25 protein-coding genes and 1 tRNA gene are annotated in these 24,336 nt (G+C 70.0%); 20 read left to right on the top strand and 6 right to left on the bottom strand.

The annotated features are described in order from the left end of the window. The 5 genes from QM582_RS14055 to QM582_RS14075 form a co-directional block, all read right to left on the bottom strand. On the bottom strand, positions 1 to 984 hold a 984-nt coding region (locus QM582_RS14055; RefSeq protein WP_415085399.1), incomplete at its 3' end, for a glycoside hydrolase family 3 protein. 1 nt (position 985) lies between these two features. Further along, entirely contained in the window at positions 986 to 1,849 is an 864-nt protein-coding gene (locus tag QM582_RS14060) for a carbohydrate ABC transporter permease (protein ID WP_415085401.1), read from the bottom strand. Beyond that, positions 1,846 to 2,787, bottom strand: a complete 942-nt coding sequence (locus tag QM582_RS14065) for a carbohydrate ABC transporter permease (protein ID WP_415085403.1) — start codon at positions 2,785 to 2,787, stop codon at positions 1,846 to 1,848. The genes QM582_RS14060 and QM582_RS14065 overlap by 4 nt, the downstream gene beginning before the upstream one ends. 221 nt (positions 2,788 to 3,008) lie before the next feature. Beyond that, complete coding sequence (locus QM582_RS14070; RefSeq protein ID WP_415085405.1) at positions 3,009 to 4,364, bottom strand: extracellular solute-binding protein; 1,356 nt, start codon at positions 4,362 to 4,364, stop codon at positions 3,009 to 3,011. A 44-nt stretch (positions 4,365 to 4,408) separates the two neighbouring features. Beyond that, entirely contained in the window at positions 4,409 to 5,515 is a 1,107-nt protein-coding gene (locus QM582_RS14075; RefSeq protein WP_415085407.1) for an ROK family protein, read from the bottom strand. Positions 5,516 to 5,729: 214 nt separating this feature from the next. Here QM582_RS14075 and QM582_RS14080 point away from each other — a divergent pair, with 214 nt between their 5' ends. The 7 genes from QM582_RS14080 (at position 5,730) to QM582_RS14110 (ending at position 11,454) form a co-directional block, all read left to right on the top strand. Beyond that, the gene (locus tag QM582_RS14080; protein WP_415085409.1) at positions 5,730 to 6,830 is read left to right on the top strand and encodes an HD domain-containing protein; all 1,101 of its coding nucleotides are present in this window, start codon (positions 5,730 to 5,732) and stop codon (positions 6,828 to 6,830) included. Between the two features lie 253 nt (positions 6,831 to 7,083). Continuing rightward, positions 7,084 to 8,988, top strand: a complete 1,905-nt coding sequence (gene dnaG / locus QM582_RS14085) for a DNA primase (RefSeq protein WP_415085458.1) — start codon at positions 7,084 to 7,086, stop codon at positions 8,986 to 8,988. Between the two features lie 164 nt (positions 8,989 to 9,152). After that, positions 9,153 to 9,950, top strand: a complete 798-nt coding sequence (locus QM582_RS14090) for a sigma-70 family RNA polymerase sigma factor (RefSeq protein WP_415085411.1) — start codon at positions 9,153 to 9,155, stop codon at positions 9,948 to 9,950. 39 nt (positions 9,951 to 9,989) lie between these two features. Next, on the top strand, positions 9,990 to 10,493 hold the full coding sequence (locus QM582_RS14095; protein ID WP_415085413.1) for a hypothetical protein: 504 nt from the start codon (positions 9,990 to 9,992) through the stop codon (positions 10,491 to 10,493). Between the two features lie 38 nt (positions 10,494 to 10,531). Next, positions 10,532 to 10,604, top strand: a tRNA-Asn gene (locus tag QM582_RS14100). A gap of 332 nt (positions 10,605 to 10,936) precedes the next feature. Next, positions 10,937 to 11,173, top strand: a complete 237-nt coding sequence (locus QM582_RS14105) for a hypothetical protein (RefSeq protein ID WP_415085414.1) — start codon at positions 10,937 to 10,939, stop codon at positions 11,171 to 11,173. Then, entirely contained in the window at positions 11,170 to 11,454 is a 285-nt protein-coding gene (locus QM582_RS14110) for a hypothetical protein (RefSeq protein ID WP_415085416.1), read from the top strand. Before QM582_RS14105 ends, QM582_RS14110 begins: the two co-directional genes overlap by 4 nt. 5 nt (positions 11,455 to 11,459) lie before the next feature. On the opposite strand, the gene QM582_RS14115 is transcribed toward QM582_RS14110, so the two are convergent. Then, positions 11,460 to 11,813 carry a hypothetical protein gene (locus QM582_RS14115; protein WP_415085418.1) on the bottom strand — a complete coding sequence of 118 codons (354 nt, stop codon included), beginning with the start codon at positions 11,811 to 11,813 and terminating at the stop codon, positions 11,460 to 11,462. A 169-nt stretch (positions 11,814 to 11,982) separates the two neighbouring features. Between QM582_RS14115 and QM582_RS14120 the strand changes: the two genes are divergently transcribed. From QM582_RS14120 to QM582_RS14180, 13 genes are all read left to right on the top strand, one after another. Beyond that, positions 11,983 to 12,375, top strand: a complete 393-nt coding sequence (locus QM582_RS14120; RefSeq protein ID WP_415085420.1) for a hypothetical protein — start codon at positions 11,983 to 11,985, stop codon at positions 12,373 to 12,375. Continuing rightward, a complete protein-coding gene (locus tag QM582_RS14125; RefSeq protein ID WP_415085422.1) occupies positions 12,372 to 13,166 on the top strand; it encodes a hypothetical protein in 795 nt (264 codons plus the stop codon). The genes QM582_RS14120 and QM582_RS14125 overlap by 4 nt, the downstream gene beginning before the upstream one ends. A 365-nt stretch (positions 13,167 to 13,531) precedes the next feature. Then, positions 13,532 to 15,067: a hypothetical protein gene (locus tag QM582_RS14130; protein ID WP_415085424.1), complete on the top strand. Its 1,536-nt coding sequence runs from the start codon at positions 13,532 to 13,534 to the stop codon at positions 15,065 to 15,067. Beyond that, positions 15,064 to 15,261 (top strand): hypothetical protein, encoded by a 198-nt coding sequence (locus tag QM582_RS14135; RefSeq protein ID WP_415085426.1) that lies wholly within the window; start codon positions 15,064 to 15,066, stop codon positions 15,259 to 15,261. The genes QM582_RS14130 and QM582_RS14135 overlap by 4 nt, the downstream gene beginning before the upstream one ends. Before the next feature lie 6 nt (positions 15,262 to 15,267). Further along, a complete protein-coding gene (locus QM582_RS14140) occupies positions 15,268 to 16,317 on the top strand; it encodes a phage portal protein (RefSeq protein ID WP_415085427.1) in 1,050 nt (349 codons plus the stop codon). 2 nt (positions 16,318 to 16,319) lie between these two features. Further along, positions 16,320 to 17,864 (top strand): hypothetical protein, encoded by a 1,545-nt coding sequence (locus QM582_RS14145; protein WP_415085429.1) that lies wholly within the window; start codon positions 16,320 to 16,322, stop codon positions 17,862 to 17,864. Between the two features lie 5 nt (positions 17,865 to 17,869). Next, positions 17,870 to 18,244: a hypothetical protein gene (locus tag QM582_RS14150; protein WP_415085430.1), complete on the top strand. Its 375-nt coding sequence runs from the start codon at positions 17,870 to 17,872 to the stop codon at positions 18,242 to 18,244. After that, on the top strand, positions 18,241 to 18,624 hold the full coding sequence (locus QM582_RS14155; protein WP_415085432.1) for a hypothetical protein: 384 nt from the start codon (positions 18,241 to 18,243) through the stop codon (positions 18,622 to 18,624). The genes QM582_RS14150 and QM582_RS14155 overlap by 4 nt, the downstream gene beginning before the upstream one ends. Continuing rightward, entirely contained in the window at positions 18,624 to 19,055 is a 432-nt protein-coding gene (locus QM582_RS14160) for a hypothetical protein (RefSeq protein WP_415085434.1), read from the top strand. Before QM582_RS14155 ends, QM582_RS14160 begins: the two co-directional genes overlap by 1 nt. Before the next feature lie 97 nt (positions 19,056 to 19,152). Further along, positions 19,153 to 19,647 (top strand): hypothetical protein, encoded by a 495-nt coding sequence (locus QM582_RS14165; RefSeq protein WP_415085436.1) that lies wholly within the window; start codon positions 19,153 to 19,155, stop codon positions 19,645 to 19,647. 22 nt (positions 19,648 to 19,669) lie between these two features. Next, entirely contained in the window at positions 19,670 to 21,316 is a 1,647-nt protein-coding gene (locus QM582_RS14170; RefSeq protein WP_415085437.1) for a hypothetical protein, read from the top strand. Continuing rightward, positions 21,313 to 22,719 (top strand): hypothetical protein, encoded by a 1,407-nt coding sequence (locus QM582_RS14175; protein WP_415085439.1) that lies wholly within the window; start codon positions 21,313 to 21,315, stop codon positions 22,717 to 22,719. Before QM582_RS14170 ends, QM582_RS14175 begins: the two co-directional genes overlap by 4 nt. Continuing rightward, positions 22,719 to 24,260 carry a hypothetical protein gene (locus QM582_RS14180; RefSeq protein ID WP_415085440.1) on the top strand — a complete coding sequence of 514 codons (1,542 nt, stop codon included), beginning with the start codon at positions 22,719 to 22,721 and terminating at the stop codon, positions 24,258 to 24,260. The genes QM582_RS14175 and QM582_RS14180 overlap by 1 nt, the downstream gene beginning before the upstream one ends. Positions 24,261 to 24,336 lie beyond the last annotated feature (76 nt).

The following is a 24,336-nucleotide window of genomic DNA, read 5'->3' on the forward strand; positions in this document are numbered from 1 at the left end:
ACCCACGCCGGCCGCCAGCCCGGCGACTCGTCCGGCCGCGGCGAACACCCGCGCGGGGCTCAGCCGGCCCTCGGCGACCGCGGCCAGGATGTGCTCCCGGACCACGCACAGCAGCTCGGGCGCGGTCGCGCTGCCCAGGCAGAGCAGGTCGATCCCGGCGTCCAGGGCCAGCACGGCGGCCTCGGGAATACCGCGTCCGGCGCTGGCGCCCGCCATGTCCAGGGCGTCGCTGACGATCGCGCCGGTGAACCCGGACCGGCGCCGCAGCAGGCCCAGCACCACCGGGCTGAAGGTGGCCGGGCGGGATGCGTCGAGGGCCGGAACCAGAATGTGCGAGCTCATCACCGCCACCGCGCCGGCCGCCACCGCGGCGTCGAACGGCGGCAGGTCGCGCGCGTCCAGGGTGGCGGCGTCCGCGCTCACCGTGGGCAGCGCGAGGTGCGAGTCGGTGGCGGTGTCGCCGTGCCCGGGGAAGTGCTTGGCCACCGCACCCACCCCGGCCGACTGCAGTCCGCGGGTGTAGGCGGCGACGTGCCGTCCGACCAGGGCGGCGTCCGACCCGAAGCTGCGCACCCCGATCACTGGGTTGCGTGGGTCGGAGTTGACGTCGGCGACCGGGGCCAGGTTCAGGTCGATCCCGGCCGCCCGCAACTCCGCCCCGATCCCGGCCCCGACGGCGCTGGTCAAGGCCTCGTCGTCCAGCCGGCCCAGGTAGGCCATCGACGGGTAGGGCGAGCCGTCCCGGTGATGCAGCCGGGTGACGTCGCCGCCCTCTTCGTCGGTGGCGACCACGGCGTCCGGGTTGGCGGCGTGGACGGCGTCGGTGAGTTCCCCGACCTGCGCCGGAGTGTCGATGTTGCTGCCGAACAGGCAGACCGCGCCCAAGCCGTCCGCCAACTCGGCTGACAACCAGCCGGGCAGCGCCGGACCGGGGAAGCCGGGCATCAGGGTGGCGTTGACCGCCCGGCGCAGCTCCGCGTCCACCTCAGCCCTTGACCGAGCCGGCGACCAGGCCGGAGGTGAGCCGTCCCTGCACGATCAGGAAGAACACGATCACCGGAACCGCGACCAGGGTGGACGCCGCCATCACCTGACCCCAGTCGGTCTCCCGGGTGGCGCTGGCCTGCACGAAGCCGCGCAGCCACAACGGCAGGGTCTGGTACTCCTGGGCCTGGAGGATCACCAGCGCCACGGTGAACTCGTTCCAGGCCTGCAGGAAGGCGTACACCCCGGACGCCACCAGTCCCGGCGCCAGCAGCGGGAAGGTGATCCGGAAGAACGCCTGGGTGCGGGACAGTCCGTCCACCATGGCGGCCTCCTCCAGTTCGATCGGGACGCCGGCGACGAAGCCGCGCAGCATCCAGATGGTGAACGGCACCACCGCGGCGATGTACAGGATGGCCACGCCGAGCACGTTGTTGAGCAGGTTCAGCGAACTCATCAGCTTGTACTGGGCGATGAACAGGCCCTCGGCGGGCAGCATCTGGATGAACAGCACCGCCAACACGAACGACGCCCGGCCGCGGAACCGGAACCGGCTGATCGCCAGCGCCGCCAGGAACGCGAACAGCAGGCAGAACACCACCGTGGTCAGGGTGATCGCCACGCTCATGCCGAGCGCCGGCCAGAAGGTGCCCTGGCTGAAGATCGCCGCGAAATTGGCCGCCGAGCCGCCCCAGGGCAGGAACCGCGGCGTGGTCGAGGTGAGCACGGTGTTCGGCAGCAGCGACGAGTTGAGCATCCAGTACACCGGGAAGGCCCAGCCGAGCGCCACCAGCACGGCGACGACGGTGAGCACCACCCGGGCCGGACGCACCCGGCGCCGGTTCGGGATCGTGGCGCTGGTCACTGGTCCTCCTTCATCAGGTGCATCACGTAGAAGAAGCTGAGCGCGATGGTCAGCAGCAGCACGAAGATCGACAGCGCGGACGCCATCGCGAAATCGGACGAGCCGACGCCGAGCCGGTAGATGTAGGTGCCGAGCAGGTCGGTGGACGCGGTCGGCGCGCCGGCGTCCTGCAGCATCTTGATCTGGGCGAAGACCCGCAGGTCCCAGATCACCTGGAGCAGGGTGACGATCATCAGCACCGGCCGGATCATCGGCAGTACGATGGCGACGAACCGCTGCACCGCGGACGCCCCGTCGAGGGCTGCGGCCTCCATCACCTCGTCGGAGATCTGGGTCAGGCCGGCGTAGACCGAGAACACCACGAAGGGCACCGACATCCAGACCACGATCACGGTGGCGACGAAGTAGAAGCTGAGCGGCTGCTCCAGCCAGTTGTGGTTGGTGAAGTCGAGGCCGAGCTGGGTCAGTGCCCAGTTGGCGATGCCGCGCCGCCAGTCGAACACCCAGATCCAGACCGTCATCGCGGCGATCACCGGCATCGCCCAGGCCAGCAGCATGGCGATCTGCAGCACCAGCCGGGCGATGGTGCCGACGGCGTTCATCAGCAACGCCACCAGCACCCCGACGACGACCGTGATCACCGCGTTGACCAGGCAGAACGCGATCGAGCGGGCGACCACGGTCCAGGTCTGCGGGTCGCTGAACAGCTGGGTGTAGTTGGACAGCCCGACGAACTCGGGCGGCTTGCCGAATTGTTGGGCCAGGCCGAATTTCTGCGTCGAGGTGATGAACTGCCAGACCAGCGGGTAGCCCAGCGCGACCAACAACACCACGATGGCCGGGACCAGCAGCAGATAGGGCGCGACGCTGAACCGGCGCCGCCGCGGCTGCTCGGACGACACGCGTCCGGCGCCCTGTGGTGCGCTCACGACTGTCATCGGGTTCCTCTCCGGTCGTTGGTCGAGCAATGGGGACGGTTCTTCTTGGTTCGAAACTCGTGCGTTGGGGACGGTTCTCCCGGTTCGAAACTCGCACTTCGAGAACCGTCCCCGGTGGGTGAAAATCGCACCTCGAGAACCGTCCCCGGTGTTCGAGGTGTCGCTGGTCGAGCTCGTCGAGACCCGGCTCTGGTCTCGACGAACTCAACCGGCGGGGTTGCTCACTTGCCGTTGAGCATCGGGGTGAAGACGGCGTCGTACTCGGTGGCCAGGGCCGCCACGTCGCCGCCCTCGGCGATCTTGGAGAAGAACTCCTCGAGCTTCCCGGACGCCTCGACGGTCGCCCAGCCCGGGGCCGCCGGGGTCAGCTTCGAATTGGCCGCCGACTCGATCAGCGCCTTGGCGAACTGGTCGGTGCCCAGGCTGTTGACGTAGTCGGAGTTGGCCGGGCCGAGGCCGTTCTTGCCCAGCATCTGCTGGTACTCGGCGGAGAAGATGATCTTCATCAGGTCGCGGGCGCCGGCCTGGTTCTTCGACTTGGCCGAGATGCCGATGTTGGAGCCGCCGGCGAACACCGGGGCCGGCTTGCCGTCGTTGCCGGGCAGTGCGAAGACACCGAATTTGTCGTCGTTCCAGACCCGCTTGTCGTTCTTCAGGTCACCGATCGACCAGTGCGCCCACCCCGGCGCCATGATCGTCGCGGCGGCCAGGCTGGTCTTGCCGGTCACCTTCTTGGGGTCCTTGGCGTCGTCCTTCACCACGTCGGAGTCGTTGATGTAGAGCCACGGCGACTGGTCCTTGGCGGTCTTCGGCGCCTTGGAGGCGTCGGTGAAGATGCCCTGCAGCTGGGTCAGGCCCTTGATCGTGTTCGGGTCGGACAGCGTCGACGTCCACTTCCCGCCCTCGTTCTTGGCCAGGTCGCCGCCGTTGGCGAAGATCCACGAGATGCCGTTGCGCCAGTCCTGACCGCCGATGAAGAAGCCGGAGAAATCCTTGATGTTCTTCGGGTTCTTGGTAGTGATGGTCTTCACCGTGGTGTTGAACTCGTCCAGGGTCTTCGGCACGCTCACCCCGGCCGCGGAGTAGATGTCCTTGCGGTAGAACATGTAGCGCGAGCCGAAGTAGTAGGGCAGCGTGTAGTTCTTGCCGTCCACCTTGCCGACCTCGACGAACGACTGCAGCAGCTTGTCGCCGCCCAGTTCGCCGTACATGTCGGTGACGTCGGCGAAGGCCCCGACGTTGGTGAAGGTGGGCGACAGGGTGTTGCCGACCTCGACCACGTCCGGGGTGTTGTTGGCGTCCGGCAGCGCGGCGGTGAGCTTGGTGACCAGGTCGCCCCAGGACTGCTCCTCGATGGTCAGCGTGCCGCCGTTCTTGGCCTTGTAGGTGGTCTTCAGGTAGTCCCGCAGCGCGTCCGGGGTATCTCCGCCGGCCAGCCACAGCGTGATGTTCTGCGGTCCGGCCGAGGTCGTCGTCGACCCGGTGGCGGACGGGCTGGTGGCGGCGCCCGACGAGCAGGCGCCGAGGGCCAGGGCCGAGGCGGTCACCAGGGTGAGCGCCGACAGCTTCTTGTTCATTGCGTTCCTTTCGGATGATACGGACGGTGGACAGGTGCGCGAGGTCAGGCGACCCCGAGTTCGGTGAGCAGGACGAGCGCGCCGGCGCCGAGCAGGACGGCGTTCTCGCCCAGGGTGCTGGCGGTGAGTTCCAGTTGCGGCCGGAACTCCGAGCGGGTCCGTTCGACGATGCAGTCGCGGGCGGCGTCCAGCAGCGCCGGGGTGACCACGTCGGCGGGTCCGCCGACCACGATGTGCTGCAGGCCGAGCATGCCGACGACCGGCGCGAGGGCCAGGCCGAGCCGGCGCCCGGCGCGTCCCAGGATCTGCCCGGCCCGGCCGGGCTCGGCGTCCAGCTGGCCGCGCAGCACCGGCACCGAGGCCCAGGCCTCCAGGCAGCCGGTCTTGCCGCAGCCGCAGACCGGCCCGTTCTCGCCGATCGCGACGTGGCCGATCTCGCCGGCGTCGCTGGCCGCGCCGCGGACCAGCTGGCTGCCGACCAGCAGGCCGGCGCCGACGCCGCGGGAGAACTGGATCCGGATCAGGTTGTCCGGGCCGCCGGCGAACCGGCGCTCCGCCAGCACCGCCACGTTGGCGTCGTTCTCGACCTTCACCGGGAGCCCCAGATCGTCCTGCAGCAGCTGCTGCAGCGGCAGGTCGACCCAGCGCAGATTGGGTGCCCACAGCACCGTTCCGGATTCGTCGACGGTGCCCGGCGTCCCCACGCCGACGCCCAGAATCGGATGGGTGGTCTCGCCGACCAGTTCGGCGGCCAGGGCGCGGGCGGCGTCCACCGCCTGCTGCCCGGTGGCGCCGTCCAGCCGGCGGACCCGGGTCAGAATCGGTTCGCCGCGCAGCGACAGCACGGCGCCGCGGACCAGGTCGCGGCCGGACAGGTCCATCACCACCAGGTCGCGGCCGGCCGGATCGAGGGTGAGCAGGGTGGACGGCTTGCCGGGGCGTCCGATGTCGCTGGTGCCGGTCTCGATCACCAGGCCGGCTTCGATCAGCTCGGCGACCAGGTCGGAGATGGTGACCTTGGTCAGCCCGGTCTCGCGGGCCAGGTCGGCGCGGGACAGCGGCGGGTTGTCGTTGATGGCTTGCAGCACGAAGGCGCGGTTGTTGCGCCGGGTGTCCTTGGGACGCGATCTGCGCCGGATCGGATGCTGCATGATGGTTAGTAAACCTTACTAACTGATTCCCGGCAATGGTTCCCGCGGATGGTTACCGAGTCGTGACCTACCGGTTCCGGGACTGCTGGGAGCCCCCGCGGATCGGTTCGGACGGTCGCGGAAGTCGGTCGGGGAGGGAGGAAAAGGGCTTGTGGAGTGCCGGAGCGCGGCCAGCCGGCTTTCCCATCACGGCCGGAGCCTTCAAGATGGAGGCATGCCTGATCTGTCGCCGCGGGCGATCGCCTGGGCCGAGACCATGGCCGGCCACGCCGGGGGCAGCGTGGTCCGGGCGCACGCCGAACCCGGGAACCGGCTGGGGGTCACCCGCGCGATCCTGCGCGAGCAGCGCGAAGCCTGGGAGGCCGAGCACCTGGTAGCCGGCGCCACCCGGGCGGTCGGTGCCGGGGAGCGGGCCCGGGCCGAGGAGCCGGATCCGGAGCGGACCTGCTTCGAGCGGGACCGGGACCGGATCGTGCACTCCACCGCCTTCCGCCGGCTGGCCGGCAAGACCCAGGTGGTGGTGCATCCCACCGATCACCAGCGCACCCGGCTCACCCACGCCCTGGAGGTGGCGCAGGTGGCCACCTCGATCGCCCGTGGGGTGGGCGCCAACGTCACCCTGGCCGAGGCGATCGCGCTGGGCCACGACTGCGGCCACGGCCCCGGCGGACACGCCAGCGAGGACGCCTTCGACGCCTTCCTGGCCGAGGGCTACGACCATGGCCCATGGGGCGCGGACGTGGTGCTCACCTCGCTCAACCTGTGCGCGCAGACCCTGGACGGCATCCGCAACCACTCCTGGTCGCGGCCCACGCCGGCCACCGTCGAGGGCGAGATCGTCAGCTGGGCCGACCGGATCGCCTACTGCGCCCACGACCTGGAGGACGCCGTCGGCGCCGGCATCGTGCGACCGGAGGACATCCCGGCCGGGGTGGTGGCGCTCGCCGGTGCCACCCGGCGGGAACAGCTCAGCACCTTCGTCCGCGCGGTGATCGGCGCCACCGTCGAGACCGGGGAGATCGGCATGGCGTCCGACCTGGCCGGAGCGCTGGCCGAGCTGCGGGCCTTCAACTACGAGCGCATCTACACCCGTCCTGAGTCGCTGGCCCAGTCGGACGCGGTGGTCGCGGTGCTGCGCGCGCTGGTGTCGTTCTACCTGGAGAACCCTTCCCGGCTGCCCGAACCGCCCGCCGATCCGGCATCGCTCATCCACGCCGCCGTCGCCTACGTCGGCGGGATGACCGACCGGTTCGCCTTCGACACCGCGGTGCAGCTGCTGGGCTGGGACCGGGCCCGGTTGCCGCGTCCGCAGTAGCGGTCAGGGAAGTGGTTCGAACCGACTTGTGGTGGATATGCGGGGTCGGTCCGGCACGAGAGCTGCCTCAAGCCACTTTCTGGTGGAAATGAGCGGCTCCTGGGCGCTCCAGATCAACCAGTTTCCGGTTCGAGGCCGGCGTCGCCACGATGGGCGCCGGCATAACCGTCAGAAACTGGTTTGAGGGACAGCGTGCTGGCCCGACAGGCTTCGTGCTCATCGGTTCGGCCCTGCGTTTCACGGGTCGGCGCCGCTGCGTACACTGCCGGGTGTGGCGGGCTTGATCAACGAGGAGGATCTGGCGACCGTCCGTGAACGCAGCCGGATCGAAGACGTCGTCGGCTCGTACGTGACGCTGCGTCCGGCAGGTGGGGGAGCGCTGGTCGGGCTCTGCCCGTTCCACGACGAGAAGACCCCCTCGTTCCGGGTGACGCCGGCCCGCGGCTTCTACTACTGCTTCGGCTGCAACGTCGGCGGCGACGTGATCGGCTTCGTCCAGGCGATCAACAACTGCAGCTTCGTCGAGGCGGTCGAATTCCTCGCCGACCGGGTCGGCGTCCAGCTGCGCTACACCGACGGCGGGGGCGGCACCCGGGTCGAACCCGGCCTGCGGTCGCGGATCCTGGAGGCCAACCGGCTGGCCGCGGAGTTCTTCGCCGACCAGCTGACCAGCCCGGACGCCGTCGCCGGCCGCCAGTTCCTGGCCGAGCGGGGCTTCGACCGCGACGCCGCCGAGCACTTCGGGGTCGGTTTCGCGCCGATGGGCGGCCGCGAGCTGGCCAAGCACCTGCGGGCCCACAAATTCACCGAGGACGAGCTGATCAAGGCCAGCCTGGTCCGTGACGGCGGCTGGGACTACTTCCAGTCCCGGCTGGTCTGGCCGATCCGGGACGCCGGCCGCTCGGTGCTCGGCTTCGGTGCCCGCCGGCTCTTCGACGACGACCGGATGCCGGCCAAGTACATCAACACCCGGGAGACCCCGGTCTACAAGAAGTCGCACGTGCTCTACGGGCTCGACCTGGCCCGGCAGCAGATCGCCAAGAAGAACCAGGCGGTGATCGTCGAGGGCTACACCGACGTGATGGCGGCGCATCTGGCCGGGGTGGACACCGCGGTGGCCTCCTGCGGGACCGCGTTCGGCGACGACCACGCCCGGCTGCTGTCCCGGCTGATCGGATCCACTGACGCGCTCAAGGGCGAGGTGATCTTCACCTTCGACGGCGACGCCGCCGGACAGGCCGCAGCGCTCAAGGTCTTCTCCGGCGACCAGCACTTCATCTCGCAGACCTACGTGGCGATCGAGCCGACCGGGCTCGACCCGTGCGACCTGCGCATCCAGCACGGCGACGCCGCCGTCCGCGAACTGGTCGGACGCCGCGAGCCGCTCTATCGGTACGTGATGGCCAGCACCATCGCCGGCTTCGACCTCGACCGGGTCGACGGCCGGCTGGGGGCGTTGCGGGCCGCCGCGCCGCTGGTCGGCAGCGTCCGGGACGCGTCGCTGGTCAACGGCTACATCCACGAGTTGGCCAAGATGCTGGGCGCCGAGGTCGACGAGGTGCGCCGCGAGGTGTCCCGGGCCGGACGCCGCAAGCTGTCCCACGGGCCCGACCGTCACGACCGCTACGACCGGGCGCCGGCGTCCGCGCCGGAGGCGGGCCCGGACGAGCCGGCGCTGCTCGGGCTGCCGATGCCGAACCCGCGGGACCGGTCCCTGGAGGTGGAGCGCGGCACGCTGCGGCTGATGGTGCGCGCCCCCGAGGTGTTCGCCGCCGGCTGGAACGACGTCGGTGCCGACGATTTCACTCATCCGGCTTATCGGGCGATCTTCGCCGCGATCGCCGAGGCCGGGACGCCGGCCGGCGACTGGCCGCAGCCGGTGGTGGAGTCGAGTTCGGACGCCACCGTGTCGGCGGTGGTGGCGGCGTTGGCCACCGAGCCGTTGCTGCGTCCGGCCAGCCCGGCCTACGCCGCCGAGTACGTCGCCAAGCTGCGGCTGCTCAGCGTGTCCCGCGAGATCGCCGCGCTGAAGTCGAAGCTGCAACGCACCAACCCGGTCCAGGACCAGCTCGGCTACAACCGGATGTTCGCCACCCTGCTGGAAATGGAGCAGCGGCGCCGCGAACTCAACGAGATCGCCGCCGGCCCCGCCAACTAGACCCCGACTGCCGCCGGTCGAGCTTGTCGAGACCCCATTCTCGCCTGCCGACAAGGCCCTTCGCACATTGTGAGCGGCCGGCGAAATTGGTGTTGTCCGAATGTTGCCTCCACAGTCGGGCAGGCGGCGTTCCGCCGAACCGGGCCGCTGATGAGCATCGAGGCATGAGCGATGCGACGACAGTGTTGGAGGCGGCGGACGAGGTCCGGCTGGCCAAGGCGATCGAGGCGGGACTGCTGGCCTCCGAGCGGTTGGCCGACGGCGGCCAGGGGGTGGCGCGAGCGGACCTGATAGCGGTGGAGCGGGCCGGCCGGGAGGCCTGGCAGCGGTTCCTGCTGGCCAACGTCCGGCTGGTGCAGAGCATCGCCGCCCAGGAGGCGCGGCGGTCGACGGTCGGTCTGGACGAGCTGTTCCAGGAGGGGTTCCTGGGGCTGACCGACGCCCTGGTCCGCTGGGACTACGCCTGCGGCTACCGGTTCAGCACCTACGCCGCGCAGTGGATCCGGCGCCGGGTGGTGAACGCGTCGGTCGATCACTGGGTGCAGGCCTCGGTCCGGACGGCCCTGCGCGCCCGCGGCGTCCGGGGCCTGGCCGAGGAGCTGACCGGCGAACTGCGGCGGGCGGTCACCGACGGCGAGCTGGCCATCCTGCTGGGCCGCAGCGAGCGGTGGGTGGCCCGGATGCGGTCGTTGCCGATGCTGGCGCCGCTGGAGCCCGGCCTGGTCGCGGACGTCGCACCGGTCGATCCCGAGCCGGACACCGACGTGCGGGCGCTGCTGCCCGACCTGCCCCGGCTGGAAGCCCAGCTGCTGCGTGCCCGGTTCGGTCTGGACGGAGCCCCGGCGCTGCGCCAACGGGCGGCGGCCGAGGCCCTGGGGCTGTCGCTGAGCACCCTGCGCCGGGTCGAGGCGCGGGCGTTGCGCAGGTTGCGCGGACGGTTGCTCGCCGACCTGGCCGCCTGAGTCGGTGAGGCTGCGGGGTGGCCGGGCGATAATGGCACCATGGGTCTCTTCGATCGTGCCGGGCTGCCGGACGCCGACTTCCGCAGCCTCACCGCGGCGGTCGGACGCCGCACCCGGGTGCTGGCCTGGGCCCGGTCCGCCGACGGCGCGGTGGTCGGCCTGGCCGACCGGCTGGCCGTCCGGACATCGGAGAGCTGGCGGTTCATCGGCTGGCACGAGATCGGCTCCGGGGGCTGGGACGCCGCCACCGGCACGCTGCGCTGGCAGCTGAGCGACGGCACCGCGGACGCGGTGGTGCTGGACGATCCGGGTTCGCTGCCCGACCTGTTCCGGGAACGGGTGGACGCCAGCATCGTCGTCCAGGAACGCTTCGAACTCACCCGGGGTCGGGCCGCGATGATCGTCGCCCGGCGCCGCCTGGACGGAAGCCGGACGCCGCTGCAGTGGACGCTGACCCGGCACGGCGGCAGCTTCGACACCGCGCAGGCCGACCAGGCGGACGCCGAACTCGCCCGGCTGCGGGCCGAATACGACATCGCGTGACGGTTCTGCTAACGTTTCTTCTCGCGCGCAGCGCACGATCCCCTGTAGCTCAATTGGCAGAGCATCTGACTGTTAATCAGAGGGTTCCTGGTTCGAGTCCAGGCGGGGGAGCAACAGCCGGTCAACCGGAATCCGCATCGCCTGAGCGATCGCCTCGACATCCTCAAGCTGCCACTGCCGGCGCCCCATCCAACGCACGTTGACGGTACTCGGTGCCACCCTGAGCGCCGCCGCAAGGTCGGCCTGCTTCCACCCTCGTAGGGCGCACTCAACGCGCACGTTCGCCGCCACCGCAGCCACCAGCCCGCCACGGTCGGGCATCTGAACAACTGAACTCATAAAACACACGATATCGCGCGGCGTGTCGAAACGTGAAGGAAAATCGCACCGTGTCGCGTGTCGATCCGTCACGTAAAGACACGAAACGTGTAGACCCTTCGGCTATGAGCAACCCGATGCCGAAGCCCGGCCCCAGTCAATCCGTGTCCCTAGCCCAGCTGGCCGAGAAGCACGCCCGGTGGGCGTCCGACCTGATCACCCGCGCCGCCATGGACGACGATCCTGTCCGATCCGAGCAACGCGTGAAGCTCGCCGAGGGACATGCCGCGATCGCCCGCGCTTGTGCGCACGCCGCGCACGCCAACCGCCCGGTCCACACCGCCCGGGTCGTGAAGCTGTGAAGCACGTCCAGATCGTCGAGGGAGAACAGGCCCTCGCCATCCTGCTTCAGATCAGGATGGACGGCTTCGTCTCCGGCTACGCCACCGCGCTCCTGTCAGCTGCCGTCGCCGCTGGTGTGGAACCCGAGCGGGCCGAGGAGTACGCCGACCGCCACGCCGACGCAGCCGCCGACCAGGTCTATTCAGACCCGGTCCTGCTGGAGGCCCAGAGGCGCGAGATCGTCGAGCGGCTCCACGGCACTGACACCGGCCCCTTCACGCCCAACACGGTGCCTTCGTGAGCGCCTCAGCCTCGCGGCTTCGGCCGATACCGGTAGCCCTTGCCGAGGAACAGCGTCGCGGCCGTGTCACCGAGCCGGTGGCGCAACGCGACCACGCCCACGTTGACACCGGCCTCCAGCGCCTCGATCAGCGCCGTGTCCTTGGCCAGCCGCGCGTAGGGGCACTCGCCGACCAGCACCTGGTCCACACCGACGATCAGTTTCGGGTTGCCCCGCGAGTTGGCGACAGCGCCCACCATCGCCCACCGGTTCTTCATCGTCTGGCCGTCAACCAACCGCGGCCAGTCGGACACGTTCAGCGGGTCGAGGCGGACCTCGATCACATCACCGGTCCACTCGACCGGCACGAAAGTACTCATGCCGGCGACCGTACCGCCAGGAGCTTCCAATGAGAGCCCGGTGCGGGTGCCCGCGATGCCGCCGCCTGCGCCAGGTAGCAGCCTGGGCGCCCTGGATCGCGGTCGGCCTGGCCGGCACGGCCAGCGCGATCGCGCTGATCTTGCTGGCCTGGCTCACGGGAGTACTCCCGTGACGCGCGGCCGGCCCCAGGCTGGGCAACTCGACCTGTTCGGTGAGGACGAAGCCAAGGAAGCCCGCCGCCAACGGTGGCGCGAGTGGAACAACACTCCGCAGACGTGCCCACTCTGCCACCGCACCGAACCCACCGGGTTCCTGCTGAGCAACAACCACCTGGTCTTCGTCGGCCCAGACCCCGAAGACCAGCGGCTCTACACCACCGAGTGCTCGGCGATGCGGCTAAGCCGCAACCACGTCCTGTACTGGTTCCGCCCCGAGGTAACACCGCCAGCCGATCAGCCGGCACGGGACATCGCGCGCGCCCGCGAGAGGTGGGCTCACAGGCTGGACGACCTGCGCGCTTCGCTCGCCAAGCACGGCACCGACCTGGACGAGCTGCCATGACTGGGGTGCCGACGGCTGCGTGGTCGCTGGACCGGCTGATGGTGAAGCTCGCTCGCAGCGGCTGGGGTGACGAGCTGGACGGGCCTGCGCTGGCCGGCGTCCGGCGCGTGCTGCAGGCCCTCAGCGACTTGTTGCCGTGGGAAGCCGCCGAGGGCCGGCTCACCCGCGCCCAGGTCGCCGACGCGGCCGGCATGTCGCCCAAGTGGGCCGGTGTCTGCCTGGCCCGGCTGGAACGGCTGGGCCTGATCAGTTGGTCGCGTGGCTGGCTCGACAAGGGCCGGCCCCGCGCCGGCTGGATCCGGGTGCACAAGCAGCGGCTGGCCGAGATCGTCCGCGGCGTCCGCGGCTACCTCGACGAGCGCCGCAAGCAGCGCCGGCAATCGACCGCCGACCGGATCAACAACACGCTGCGCAACCACAGCGTCCCACCCTGGCGCCGACGCGAAACCCGTAGTGGCCACATGGGAAGTGAGTTCCACCCTTCCCACTCAAGGAAGTACGGCGCACCAGCGCCCGGACGTCCGTCACCCTCCCAAACCCTCCCGGAAGGAACCCAGGACATGCCCAGGTGCACCGTGTGCGGCCAGATCGAGGACACCTGCCGCCGGATGAACCAGAAAGTCCCGTACGCGCTCAGCCATCAGTTCGTTCCGGGCACGTCCCGCGCCCAAACGTTGATCGCTCAGGCCGAGGAACTGCGCCGTCCCCGACCGAGGAAGCACCGAGGCGGGTGGCGTGACCTGGTGGCCAAGGTCACGCCACCGGCGATCGACCCGCTGGACGGACTTTGATGGGCTCGAAAGCGTGGGGAGGCGTCGCCTCCCGCAAGGCCCGCGCGCTCTGCGCCCAGCTGATCACGGCCGGCACGCCGTGCTGCCGATGCGGCCGACCGATCCGGCCAGGCCAGACCTGGCACGCCGACCACTGGCCGATCCCGTACGAGCAGGGCGGCACCCAGGTCGCACCCGCTCACGCCCACTGCAACACCAGCCACGGCGGCAAGCGCGGCGCCGAGATCGCCAACCAGCGCCGACGCGCAGCACGCGAACCAGCACCAGCCTGGTCCGCGCCCAGCGAACGCGAGCGAAACATTAGGGGGGTATGACCAATGCGCGAGAGAAATTACGGTAACGACAACCAGCCTGCTTTTTTTGAGTTGCCGAAAGCAGCCCACGCCATAAGGCCCCTTCACGTCTCCCCCTATCCACGTCCCGAGGGAGACCGCGACGCGGTTCCCTCGACGCTGTCGCCGATCCCCGCCGGCACCGACATCGCCGAGGCGGAGCTCGGCGGCGAGTGGCTGCAACTGGGCCTGTTCCCCCAGGGCCGCGAGACCGCCGGCGTGCTGAATGCCCTGGACGCCGCCGGGCACCCGCTCTATCCGACCGTCGTCGTCGAGATGGCGCGCCGCAGCTCGAAGACCACCGCGGTCCTGAACACGCTGCTCGGCCGCTGCCTGAACCGGCCCGACTACAAGGTGGTCAACACCGCCCAGGACGGGCAGCGGGCCCGGAACAAGCTCCGCGAGGTGATGCGGGCCCTGGAGAAGGCCGGCTTCGAGCGCCGCGGCGTCGGGAAGCTCTACTGGAGCAACGGCCAGGAACGCATCGAGTTCACCAACGGCTCCAGCTGGATCGCGCTGCCGCCCGACCCGTCCGCGTTCCGTGGCGAGGCCTCCGACGCGATCCTCATCGATGAGGCCGGCGAGCTGCCGCCCGAGAAGGCAGACGGGCTGCTCGCCGGCGTCCTGCCGCTGATGGACACCCGCCCCGACGGCCAGGTCGTCATCGCCGGCACTCCGAACCCCGAGCAGCGCGCGGGCCTGCTGTGGAGCGCCCTCGAGGACCTCGCCAAGGGCGTCCCCGGCACCGGCGGCGTCGTCTACGCCGCGGCCGACACCGACCGGTTCGCCGACCTGTCCGACCCCGACAACCCGGTTTACAACCTCGACCTGCTCCGCCGGACCCACCCCGGAATCTCCTGCGGCCTCACCACCATTGACCGGGTGCTGTCCCGGATCGGACCCATGGGCATCGCGAAATGGTGCGCCGAGTACCTGTGTCAGTGGCCACGCGCGGCAACAGCCAGCGCCCTCGACGTCGAGGCCTGGCTCGACTGCGCATCACCCGACCCGCTACCGCCCCGACCCGACCGGGTCGGCCTGGCGTTCGACGTCGCGAAGGACCGCCACGCGGCCGCGTTGGTCGCGGCATGGCGCGACGACGCCGGCCGCGCCCACCTCGAGGTCGTCGCCTGCCGCCCCGGCACCGACTGGCTGCCCGCCGTCGCCCGCGCCGCCTACGCCAAGCACCGCCCACCCGGCGGCATCGCCCACGACCCGATCGGCGGCAACGCCGACCCGGCCGACCGCATGGCACGCGGGACTCACCGCGTGCCGCTCCACACCCTCACCGTCGCGCAGCTCGTCGGCGCCGCCGACCGGGTCGACGCCGAGATCAGCCGCCGCAACATCGTCCACTACGACCAGCCCGACCTGACCGAAGCCGTCGAGACCGCGGCCTGGCGCCCGTTCGGCCGCAACGGTCGCCTGTTCCTGCAGGAAGACCGGCCCCAGTCGTTCGTCATCGTCGCCGCCTCAGCCGCGCTATGGGCCTACGACAAGGCCACCAAGACCGCCAACCGGCGCCGCATCGTGTCCAGCGCCCGACTGCTCACCCAAGGAGCGGCATGATCCATTACAAGATCGACCCCTCCAGCACCAGCTACGTCGGTGTCTGCCGAGAGCCGGACTGCGGCTTCCGCGCCCTGAGCTCCACCAAGCTCGACGCGCTCCGGGCCCGCGACGCCCACGCGGCCCTGATGCACAACAACCGCGGCCGGAAATCGTGCGCGATGCGAACATTTCCGCGAATCGCAGCAGGATGAGAAATCGTGGGGCTGTTCGATAAGTTGCTGCCGAGCCGGCAGGCGGTCGGCATGCTGCTCGCCGACCCCGACAGCCTGAACCTGGTCAGCCCGTGGGCCGGCTCGAACCTGTCCCGGGTGGTGCTCGCCGACCTGGCCGGCATCAAGACCGACGACGTCAGCCGCGCCGACGCCATGGCCGTCCCCGCCGTCGCACGCGGTCGCGGCCTCATCTGCGGGCACCTGTCGAGGTTGCCGCTGAAGCTGTGGGACGTCGCCGCTGAAGCCGAGCTACCGACCCCGACCTGGCTGACCTCGACCCACACCCTCCAGTCGCCGCGTGCCCGGCTGCTGTGGACCCTGGACGACCTGATCTTCACCGGCCTGTCCCTGTGGGCGGTCGAGCGCGACGCCGACGGAGCGATCACCGACGCGATCCGGGTGCCGCGCGTCGAGTGGACCACCGACCCCGACACGCTCGGCGTCCTCGTCCGCGGCGTGCCGATCACCGACCCGCGCCAGGTGATCCTGTTCGAGGGCAGCCAAGAAGGGCTGTGCGTCATGGCCGCGCTGGACATCCGCGGCGCCCTCGACATGGGCGCCGCCTGGCGACAGCGGGTCGCCGCCCCGGTGCCGAACATCGCGCTCAAGCAGACCGACCCGAACGACCAGCTCGTCGACGACGAGATCGACGAGCTGGTGACCGACTGGGAAGCTGCCCGCCGCGCCGGCGGCACCGCGTTCCTGCCCTACGGCGTGGACGCCGAAGCGCTCGGCCAAGTCGTGTCCGACCTGTACATCGAGGGACGCAACGCCGGCCGGCTCGACATCGCCAACTACCTCCAGATCCCGGCGAACATGCTGGAGGGCTCGATGGCCACCGCGTCCCTGACCTACACCACCACCGAGGGCCGCCGCAGCGACTTCATCGACACCTGCCTCGCCTACTGGGCACAACCGATCGAGTCCCGACTCAGCCAAGACGACGTGTGCCCCGACGGCACCGCCGTCCGCTTCGACTTCTCCGGGCTGGTCTCCACCGTCCAGCCGACACACCAAACCTCGACGGAGGACTGACCATGACCGCTCTGACCCTGCTGGCGACCGGCAAGCTGACCGCGTCGCTCGACGACCGCACGCTGACCGGCATGCTGCTGCCGTTCGACGAGGTGGGCAGGACCAACCTGGGCCGGCTCACGGCGTCCGCCGACAGCATGCTGGACCTGGCCGACATCGTGCCGCTCACCATCGAGCACGACGACGCGGCCATCGTCGGCAAGGCCGTCGCCATCGAGGCCACCGGCGCCGGCCTGGTCGCCAGCTTCACGGTGTTGCCGACCCCCGCCGGTGACACAGCGCTGCTGGAGGCGTCCGAGGGCCTGCGGGCGTCCTTGTCGGTCGAGGTCGAACCGATCACCACCCGCGAGGGACGCATCGTGTCCGGCACCGTCAGCGGCGCGTCCCTCGTCGCCAAGCCGGCGTTCCCCGGCGCGAAGCTCACCGCCGCCGAAGACGGCCCCGTGCCCGACCTGGGCAACGTCGAGAAGGTCACCGGCGCCGTCCCCGAGGTCGTCATCGACGGCGAGGAACTCGACGACGTCAAGATCGTCGAGGTCACCCCGGAACGCATCACCGTCGTCACCACCAAGACCCCCGAGCCGTCCGGCCCGGCCGAACCGAAGGAACCCGCCATGACCGCTGCCCTGGTGCAGAACGCCGCGCTGCTGGGCGCGGCCCCCAAGAAGACCGACTGCAACGCGCTGTTCGCCGCGTTCGCCGACTACGGCCGAACCCGGATGGAAGCGGCGCTGTCCGACGTCGTGCCGGCCAACATTCTTGGCCAGTCCGACACCCAGCCGCAGTACGTGCGGGAACTGTGGTCCGGCAAGGCCTACGAGCGGCGCGTCGTGCCGCTGCTCAACCATGCCGACCTGACCAGCTTCACCGTGGCCGGCTGGCGCTGGTCCACCAAGCCCGCCGTCGCCGAGTACGCCGGCAACAAGCAGCCGATCCCGTCCGCACCGATCAGCACGGTTGCGGTGCAGATCGATGCCACCCGGATCGCCGGCGGCCACGACATCGACCGCAAGTACCGCGACTTCGGCAACGCCGAGTTCTGGGAGTCCTACTTCAAGGCGATGACCGAGTCCTACGCGAAGGTGTCCGACGCCATCGTGCTCACCGAGGTGCTGGACGCGGCCACCGAGGTCACCCCCGGCACCGTCCCGGCCGGTGTCGCACCCGGCTTCGCCGCGATCCTCGACGGCGCCCTGGCCATCCTGAACGCCACCGACACCGCCCCCGACTTCGCCCTGGTCGCCCCGGACCTGTGGCGCGACATGGCGCTCACCCAGCACTCCGACGCCCTGGAGTACCTCAACATCGCCATCGGTCTCGAGGACGGCGGCCTGGGCAACTTCACCATCCGCCCGTTCAGCTCGATCCCGGACGGTCAGGTGCTGGTCGGCTGCAAGCCGGCAGTCACCGTGCACGAGCTGGGCGGCTCCCCGATCCGCGTCGAGGCGCTCGACATCGCCAAGGCCGGCGTCGACGAAGCCCTGTTCGGCTACTTGGCCGTCAACGTGCACGACGCCGACGGCCTGGCCCTGGTCGAGACGGCCTGACCGTCATGACGGTCCAGCCGGTCGCGGACGAGGGGTCGTGGATCACCGAATCCACCGACCCTCGCCTGCGGGTGCTGTGGCCCGGCGCCGAGGACTACGGCGACGGGCTGGAATGGCCGCTGCAGGTCGCCATCACCCAGTGCGCCACGTTCGCACCGGCCCTCGCCGACGATGCACCCGTCCCGACCAACTGGGTCGCTGCCCAGGTGCTGCAGACCCGGGCACTGGTGCGGGCCGGCGTCGTCGGCGACGGTGACCGGGCCGGCATCGACGGCGGCGAAACGGTGGCGCTGTTCCCGATGGACTGGACCGTGAAGAACCTGCTGCGGCCCCGCAACGGCCGGCCCTACTTCGGCGGACGACGCAAGGAACAGCCGTGACCCTGGGCGGCCGCGCGATGCTCGCGGCAGCCCTCAGCGACGCTCTGCCGGCCTGGCAGATCGTCGCCGACGCCCGCGCCCTGGACAGTGTCCGCAAGCCGGCAGCGGCTGTTCTGTGGACGAGCAAGCGCACCCGCCCCGACAAGCTCACCCTCGACATCCTGCAAGACGAGATCACGCTCTGGGTGCTCACCGCAGCCGACAACCCGGCGATCATCGAGAACGACCTCGACGAGCTGCTGGAGGCCGTCATCCAGGCTATCGAGCCGCTGGAGTGGTGCGCCTGGACCGAGGCCGAGCGCGGCACGCTCGACGAGAAATACCCCGGCTGGCGACTCACCGTCAGCTGCGCCTACCAACTCATCACCGAGGAGCCCTGATGGCAACCATCATCCACAACGTCACCACGCCGCTGAGCTTCAAGGTGGCAACCCTGGTCGCGCTCGTCGAGGGCGCAACCGACAGCGACAAGCTCGACCCCCAGGTGTCCGAGGTTACGTTCACCCCGACCACGCAGAGCAACACCTGGACCGGCATCGGCGGCAACACCGTCGGCGACCAGTCGATCGCCACCTGGGCGATGACGCTCGGCATGATCCAGGACGTCGCGGCGTCCGGCATGCTGCGCTGGCTGCTCGACAACGAGGGCAAGAAGGCCGACTTCACCGCCCTGCTCACCACCGGCGTCACCGTCGAGATCACCGCCACCATCAGCCCGGCCGTCATCGGCGGCCCGGTCGGGCCCGGCTACCTCACGTCGACGGTCACCCTGGCCTGCGACGGCAAACCGGTCTTCACCGACGCACCCTGAACCCCGGGCGGCGCGGCGGCGCAGAGCGCACGGCCCCCCCGGCTGCGCACGGCCCCCGCGCCCCCGGCCCACCCATCACGCCACCCTGGAGGACACGATGCTGACCGTCACTGTCGGCGACGCACCGGCCGCACTCCGCGCGTCGGTGCTGGCGATGCGGCAGGCCGACTCCGAGATCCGCCGCGGCGTGTCCGCCCGGATGCGTGGCGAGTTGAACCCGGTGTGGAAGGCGGAGGTCGCCAAGCGGGCCGGCGGCGGCCTGGCCGCCAAGGTGCTGAACCCGGGCACCCGGATCACCGGCGGCAACCCGCCGCAGCTGATCGCCGCCAGCAGCAAGCGGAAGATCGGCAACGGGCTGGTGCCTGATCGGCACTGGGCCGGCTACGAGCACGGCGCCAACGACTCCACCCGGGTGCTCACCAGCACCAAGGGCAAGCGCTACAAGCGGCACGTCATGCGGCACCTCCCTGGACGCGGCCCCGGCCGTGCCCTGGAACCGGCCGCGCGTGAAGTGCTGCCCCGCGTCGCCAGCTTCTACGCCCAATCAGTCATCAAGCTGTTCATGGACGCGGTCGAGACGGGCCAGAACTGACATGGCGTTCAAGATCAGCTTGGTGTCCGACGTCCGTCAGTTCCTGAAGGGGACCGCGGACGTCGAGAAGGCCCTCGACGACGTCGCCGGCAGCCTGGACGACCTCGCCCGTGAGACCGCGAAGGACGCCGACAAGGCCGGCGACGCCATCGAGCGCAGTTTCTCCGACGCGCTGAAGGAAGTCCGGCAGGAGACCAAGAAGACCGCCCGCGACATGGGCGACGACCTGAAGCGCGGCACGAAGGACGCCGGCGAAGGGTTCGACGACCTGAAGGACGAGGCCAAGGACAGCGCCAAGGAAGCCGCCGCGAGCTTCAGCGGCGAGTTCGAGGATGTCGCCGACTATGTGCAGGAAGTCCTCGCCCAGGCGCTGCAAGGGTTCGGCCCGATCGGTGCCGCTGCTGGTATCGCGGCGGCTGCTGGCATCGGCATCCTCGTCGCGAACTTGCAGGACTCCGCCGAGAAGGCGAAGGAAGCACAGGAAGCTGTCGCCGACCTGGCCGGCCAGCTGTACGACGTGAAGGGCGATCCCCGGGCACTCGACTACCTGTCCCGGATGCAGGAACTGGTCGGCTCGATCGTCGATGAGAAGTCGTGGTACGAGTTCTGGCAGCCCAAGAACGTCACCTGGATCGAGCAGCAGGACAAGCTGTGGGCCAACAGCAACACCACGATGGAGCAGCGCAACGCGATCCTCCGGGCGCAGGCCGGCGACACCGCATCCGCCGAGGCCGCCCTGAACGCCTACAACCAAGCGATTGAAGCCGAGCAGCGCAACACCCGCACCTGGGTTGACCAGTACGGCGTGCTGCACCGCGAGACCAGCCAGCGCGCCAAGGACTTGACCGCCGAGCGGGACCAGCTGCAACAGACCACGGGCGCCATGGCTGAAGCCAAGCGGCAGTACGAGGCCGTTGCTGCCGCCGATCAGAAGCGGGCACAAGCGATCGAGGCCGCCCGCGAGTCCGACGAGAACTTTGCCGCGTCGCTGCGGGACAACGGCACCGTGCTGGACGGCTTCGCCGACAAGATCGTGAAGGGCGGCAAGATCGTCTACTCCGCCTGGACGAAGCTGCGCCGGCAGATGCGCTCCGACAACAAGATCATCATGGACGTCGACGCCGACCCCCGCCTGTCCTCAGCTGCGCGGGAGAACTTCCGCAACCTGCCTCGCGAGGTCCAGGTCGCGATCGCCCGCGAGTTCAAGAAGGGCGGCAAGGCTGACGACAAGGTGATCGCCGAGCTGAACGCTGACGCGAAGGTGAACGTCGGCAAGGTCGAGCCGTCCGCGCCGATCGACCCGCTGAACGTGCCGACCAAGGCTGACGCCAACGTGGCCGGCGTCGGTGAAGCCCGAGCCAACGCGCAAGCGCAGGCTGCCGACTCGCCGATCAAGTTCCGTTCCGTCATCGAGCCGCCGGCGCTGCCGAAGCTGCCGGCCACCAAGCCGCTGGAGTGGTCCACCAAGGTCGATCCGGCCGGCGCCGTGAAGGGTGCCCAGACCGCAGCCGACGCGGCGCAGAAGGTCGCCAACAGCGAGCGGAACAAGATCGAGTACCGGACCAAGGTCAACACCGACGGCTTGCAGGCCGCCGTCAACCGGGCAGCTGCCAGGATCACGGCACCGACCATCTACGCCCGCGTCAAGGCCAAGAAGGACGTCGAATGAGCGTCACACTGTCAGGTGAAGACCTCACCATCGCAAACCAGCTCCGGGCTGTGCCGCCGTCCACCGACGCCGGCGATGCAACCTGGCAGTTGGCCGGCGACCTGGCCGACGGCGACGACATCGCCAGCACCCGGATCGCGGTCGGCCAAGGGTTCGGCGCGCAGCTCGACATCAGCTTGGTGCGGCCACCGTCGGCCGACGCCGACGCCACAGTGAAGCTGTCCCGCCGCTACCTCGACGACGCCGACAACGTGCTGTCGGACTTCACCTCCGGACCGATCCTGGTGGACATCGTGCCGGCGAACCACACCCTGATGCTCAGCCCGGCACCCGCCGGCACCACCCAGTGCGAGATCGCGATCGTGTCCGCGATGACCCCGCCGGCGCCGGTGCTGGGCCTCACCCGCACCAACGAGTACCCCGACCCGCGGTGCACGTCCGCCGCCGGCTGGACGGCCCGGAACAGCTGGACCGGGCCGACCGCCGTCACCGGCCAGACCGGCCTACCTGCTGGCGTGACCAGCGCGGTGCAGGTCAAGGCCGCATCCGCCGGCAGCGCCGCCCACAGCGGCTTGAACATGGGCGGCACCCCCGCCAGCGGTTCCCCGTCGGCTGGTGGTGTGCCGGTCACCCCCGGGCAGACCTACACGTTCAGCGCCTACATGCTCAGCACGAAAGCCGGCACCTTCCAAGTCAGTTACCGGTTCGCCAACGGCTCGTCCTGGGTGGCCGCCGCGTCGGAGTCGCCGGCGGTGGCCGCGGCGGCGAACACCTGGACGCGGGTGTCCTGGACGGTCACCGCACCGGCCGGCGCGGACCGGCTGCAAGCCGCCTGGCGCATGCCGTCCTCGATCAGCTGGGCCACCACCGACACGATCCGGCTGTCCGCCGTGCTGGTCGAGATCGCCGACGAGCCCGCGCCCTACTTCGACGGCGCCGGCACCGACGCGGCGATCCCGGCGCCGAAGTCGAGCCAGTGGGAATCCACCCCCGACGACAGCCGGTCGCTGCTCTACACCGCGACCCCCGCCGCGGTGCTGGTGCAGGCCCTCGACTCGTCCCTGGTCTACTCCGCCACGGCGGTCGAGCTGGTCGGCGCCGCGCTGGAACGCGCCCTGCGCCGATCCGTCGCCGACATCTGGGGCGACCCCCAAGCGCTGATCACCGCCGGCACCGCGGCGCTGCTGGCCGGCCAGCTGACATTCCTGTGCGACTCCCTGGCCCAAGCGCTCGGCCTGGACTCCGTCTACCGGATGCCCGGCCTGCTCACCCTCACCAGCACCGACGAACTGAACGGGCTCACTCACCGCGCCGTCGGCACCGCCCGCATCGACCCGCAGCAGCTGAGCGGCAAGAACCCCCACTGGCTGTACGTGGTGGACTTCCGCGAGCAGGTCGCCTGATGGCCGGCAAGTGGACCGACAGCCCCGGCAACGGCGTCTACGTCGGGTTCTTCTACGACTCGCTCGAAATGGACACCGCCGGCAAGAAGGCCCGGATCAAGGGCGGCAGGATCAGAATCAGGCGCAAGGTCAACATCAGCGACTCCAGCAACTCACTCACCTGGTCCGGTGACCTGATCACCGACGGCAGCCAGAACAACATCAACGTCTCCGGCTCCGGCGACAAGACCATCAAGACCGTCACCGGCAGCTGGGTCACGCTGTCTACCACCAAGGCCGTGACGGCATCCGGGACCATCATCTTGTCGGGCGTGAACTACGCCGGCAAGACCCTGAAGGTGACTGTGACCGTCACGTTCCCGCTAGCCGGGGACGGTGGCACGGTGTCGCCGATCCCGACCCCCGGCGGCGACGCCTACCCGAACCCGTGGGAGGACGACGACGCCCCCGACTTCGCCACCGAACCCTACGTGGAGCACGTCTGGACCGTCCGCCTGCCCGGCGCACCCGCGCAGCTGCGCACCGTGCCGGCCTGGGACATCCAGGTGGACCTGGACGGCGGCCGTGCACCCTACGGCACCGCCAGGTTCAAGGCACCCGTGGCGTACCTGGACGAAGCCGCCTACCCCTACAGCAACCCCCGCGGCGTGCCGGTCGTCCAGATCGACGCCGGTTGGCGCTACCCGGGCAGCCTGAACGTCCACACCCTGTTCTCCGGGGTGATCACCGAGCGGGCCTTGCGGATCGACGACACCGGCGCCTACTGCGAGTTCACGGCGGAGTCGTACGAGTCGATCCTCGAATACCCGTCCCACCTGACCAAAGCGGTCGACAACGGCTGGACGTCGGTCAAGCAGCTGTACGACAGCACCGCCTTCTACCGCCGGCCCGCCTGGGTCGAGCCGGCCAGCAACACCGCCCCCGACAGCGCAGCCCTGGCCGAGTACCGCGCCCTCGGCATCGAGACCGACGACGACGTCGGCGACTGGCTCCGCACCGCCGCCAGCACGCTCGGTCAGTGGATGCGTGGCCACCTCGCCGCCGCCACCCCGACGATCGAGTGCATCACCGACCCCTACCCGTACCAGCGGCTCGTCCAGCTCGACGTCAACGCCTTCAGCGACATTGAGCGCGTCGAGAACCTCGACCAGTGGGCCAACATCGTCCGGCTCACCGCCCAGTGGACCTACAACAGCGACGGCGACACCAAACAGAAGCGCCGCACCTACTACGCCGCCGGCGCCACCAGCGGCACCGGCGCTATCCGCGCCCGCGACGTCGTCCTCAACGTGAAACCACCCGGCGGGAACAACCCGCCGGCCAACTGGTCACCAGCGCTGCGCTGGGTCCGCCGCTTCAACGAAGCCAGCCGAGGCACCTGGTCCGGCAGCTGCCGAGCCCTGTGGTGGCTGCAGCCCCGCCTCGACGGCGTCATGCTCGCCCGCGCACCCCTGGCCGACACCGCCGGCCAAGTCCAACAGGTCACATTCCTCGTCGATCAGGGCCTCATGACCATCCGCTGGAACGTCGTCCACCCATGAGTTGCTCGGCCTGCGGTCACGATCCGCACCAGCCCGGCTACTGCTCCGGCGCCCAGGTGCTCCCGGAACTCAAAAA

This window comes from Micropruina sp., from assembly GCF_047607385.1.
Classification (GTDB): domain Bacteria; phylum Actinomycetota; class Actinomycetes; order Propionibacteriales; family Propionibacteriaceae; genus Micropruina.

What these genes read in the sequence shown, in the direction of transcription:
- QM582_RS14065 (WP_415085403.1), bottom strand. Translation starts at nt 2,787, where the DNA reads ATGACAGTCGTGAGCGCACCACAGGGCGCCGGACGCGTGTCGTCCGAG.
- QM582_RS14070 (WP_415085405.1), bottom strand. Translation starts at nt 4,364, where the DNA reads ATGAACAAGAAGCTGTCGGCGCTCACCCTGGTGACCGCCTCGGCCCTG.
- QM582_RS14075 (WP_415085407.1), bottom strand. Translation starts at nt 5,515, where the DNA reads ATGCAGCATCCGATCCGGCGCAGATCGCGTCCCAAGGACACCCGGCGC.
- QM582_RS14080 (WP_415085409.1), top strand. Translation starts at nt 5,730, where the DNA reads ATGCCTGATCTGTCGCCGCGGGCGATCGCCTGGGCCGAGACCATGGCC.
- QM582_RS14090 (WP_415085411.1), top strand. Translation starts at nt 9,153, where the DNA reads ATGAGCGATGCGACGACAGTGTTGGAGGCGGCGGACGAGGTCCGGCTG.
- QM582_RS14095 (WP_415085413.1), top strand. Translation starts at nt 9,990, where the DNA reads ATGGGTCTCTTCGATCGTGCCGGGCTGCCGGACGCCGACTTCCGCAGC.
- QM582_RS14105 (WP_415085414.1), top strand. Translation starts at nt 10,937, where the DNA reads ATGAGCAACCCGATGCCGAAGCCCGGCCCCAGTCAATCCGTGTCCCTA.
- QM582_RS14115 (WP_415085418.1), bottom strand. Translation starts at nt 11,813, where the DNA reads ATGAGTACTTTCGTGCCGGTCGAGTGGACCGGTGATGTGATCGAGGTC.
- QM582_RS14125 (WP_415085422.1), top strand. Translation starts at nt 12,372, where the DNA reads ATGACTGGGGTGCCGACGGCTGCGTGGTCGCTGGACCGGCTGATGGTG.
- QM582_RS14135 (WP_415085426.1), top strand. Translation starts at nt 15,064, where the DNA reads ATGATCCATTACAAGATCGACCCCTCCAGCACCAGCTACGTCGGTGTC.
- QM582_RS14145 (WP_415085429.1), top strand. Translation starts at nt 16,320, where the DNA reads ATGACCGCTCTGACCCTGCTGGCGACCGGCAAGCTGACCGCGTCGCTC.
- QM582_RS14150 (WP_415085430.1), top strand. Translation starts at nt 17,870, where the DNA reads ATGACGGTCCAGCCGGTCGCGGACGAGGGGTCGTGGATCACCGAATCC.
- QM582_RS14160 (WP_415085434.1), top strand. Translation starts at nt 18,624, where the DNA reads ATGGCAACCATCATCCACAACGTCACCACGCCGCTGAGCTTCAAGGTG.
- QM582_RS14165 (WP_415085436.1), top strand. Translation starts at nt 19,153, where the DNA reads ATGCTGACCGTCACTGTCGGCGACGCACCGGCCGCACTCCGCGCGTCG.
- QM582_RS14175 (WP_415085439.1), top strand. Translation starts at nt 21,313, where the DNA reads ATGAGCGTCACACTGTCAGGTGAAGACCTCACCATCGCAAACCAGCTC.
- QM582_RS14180 (WP_415085440.1), top strand. Translation starts at nt 22,719, where the DNA reads ATGGCCGGCAAGTGGACCGACAGCCCCGGCAACGGCGTCTACGTCGGG.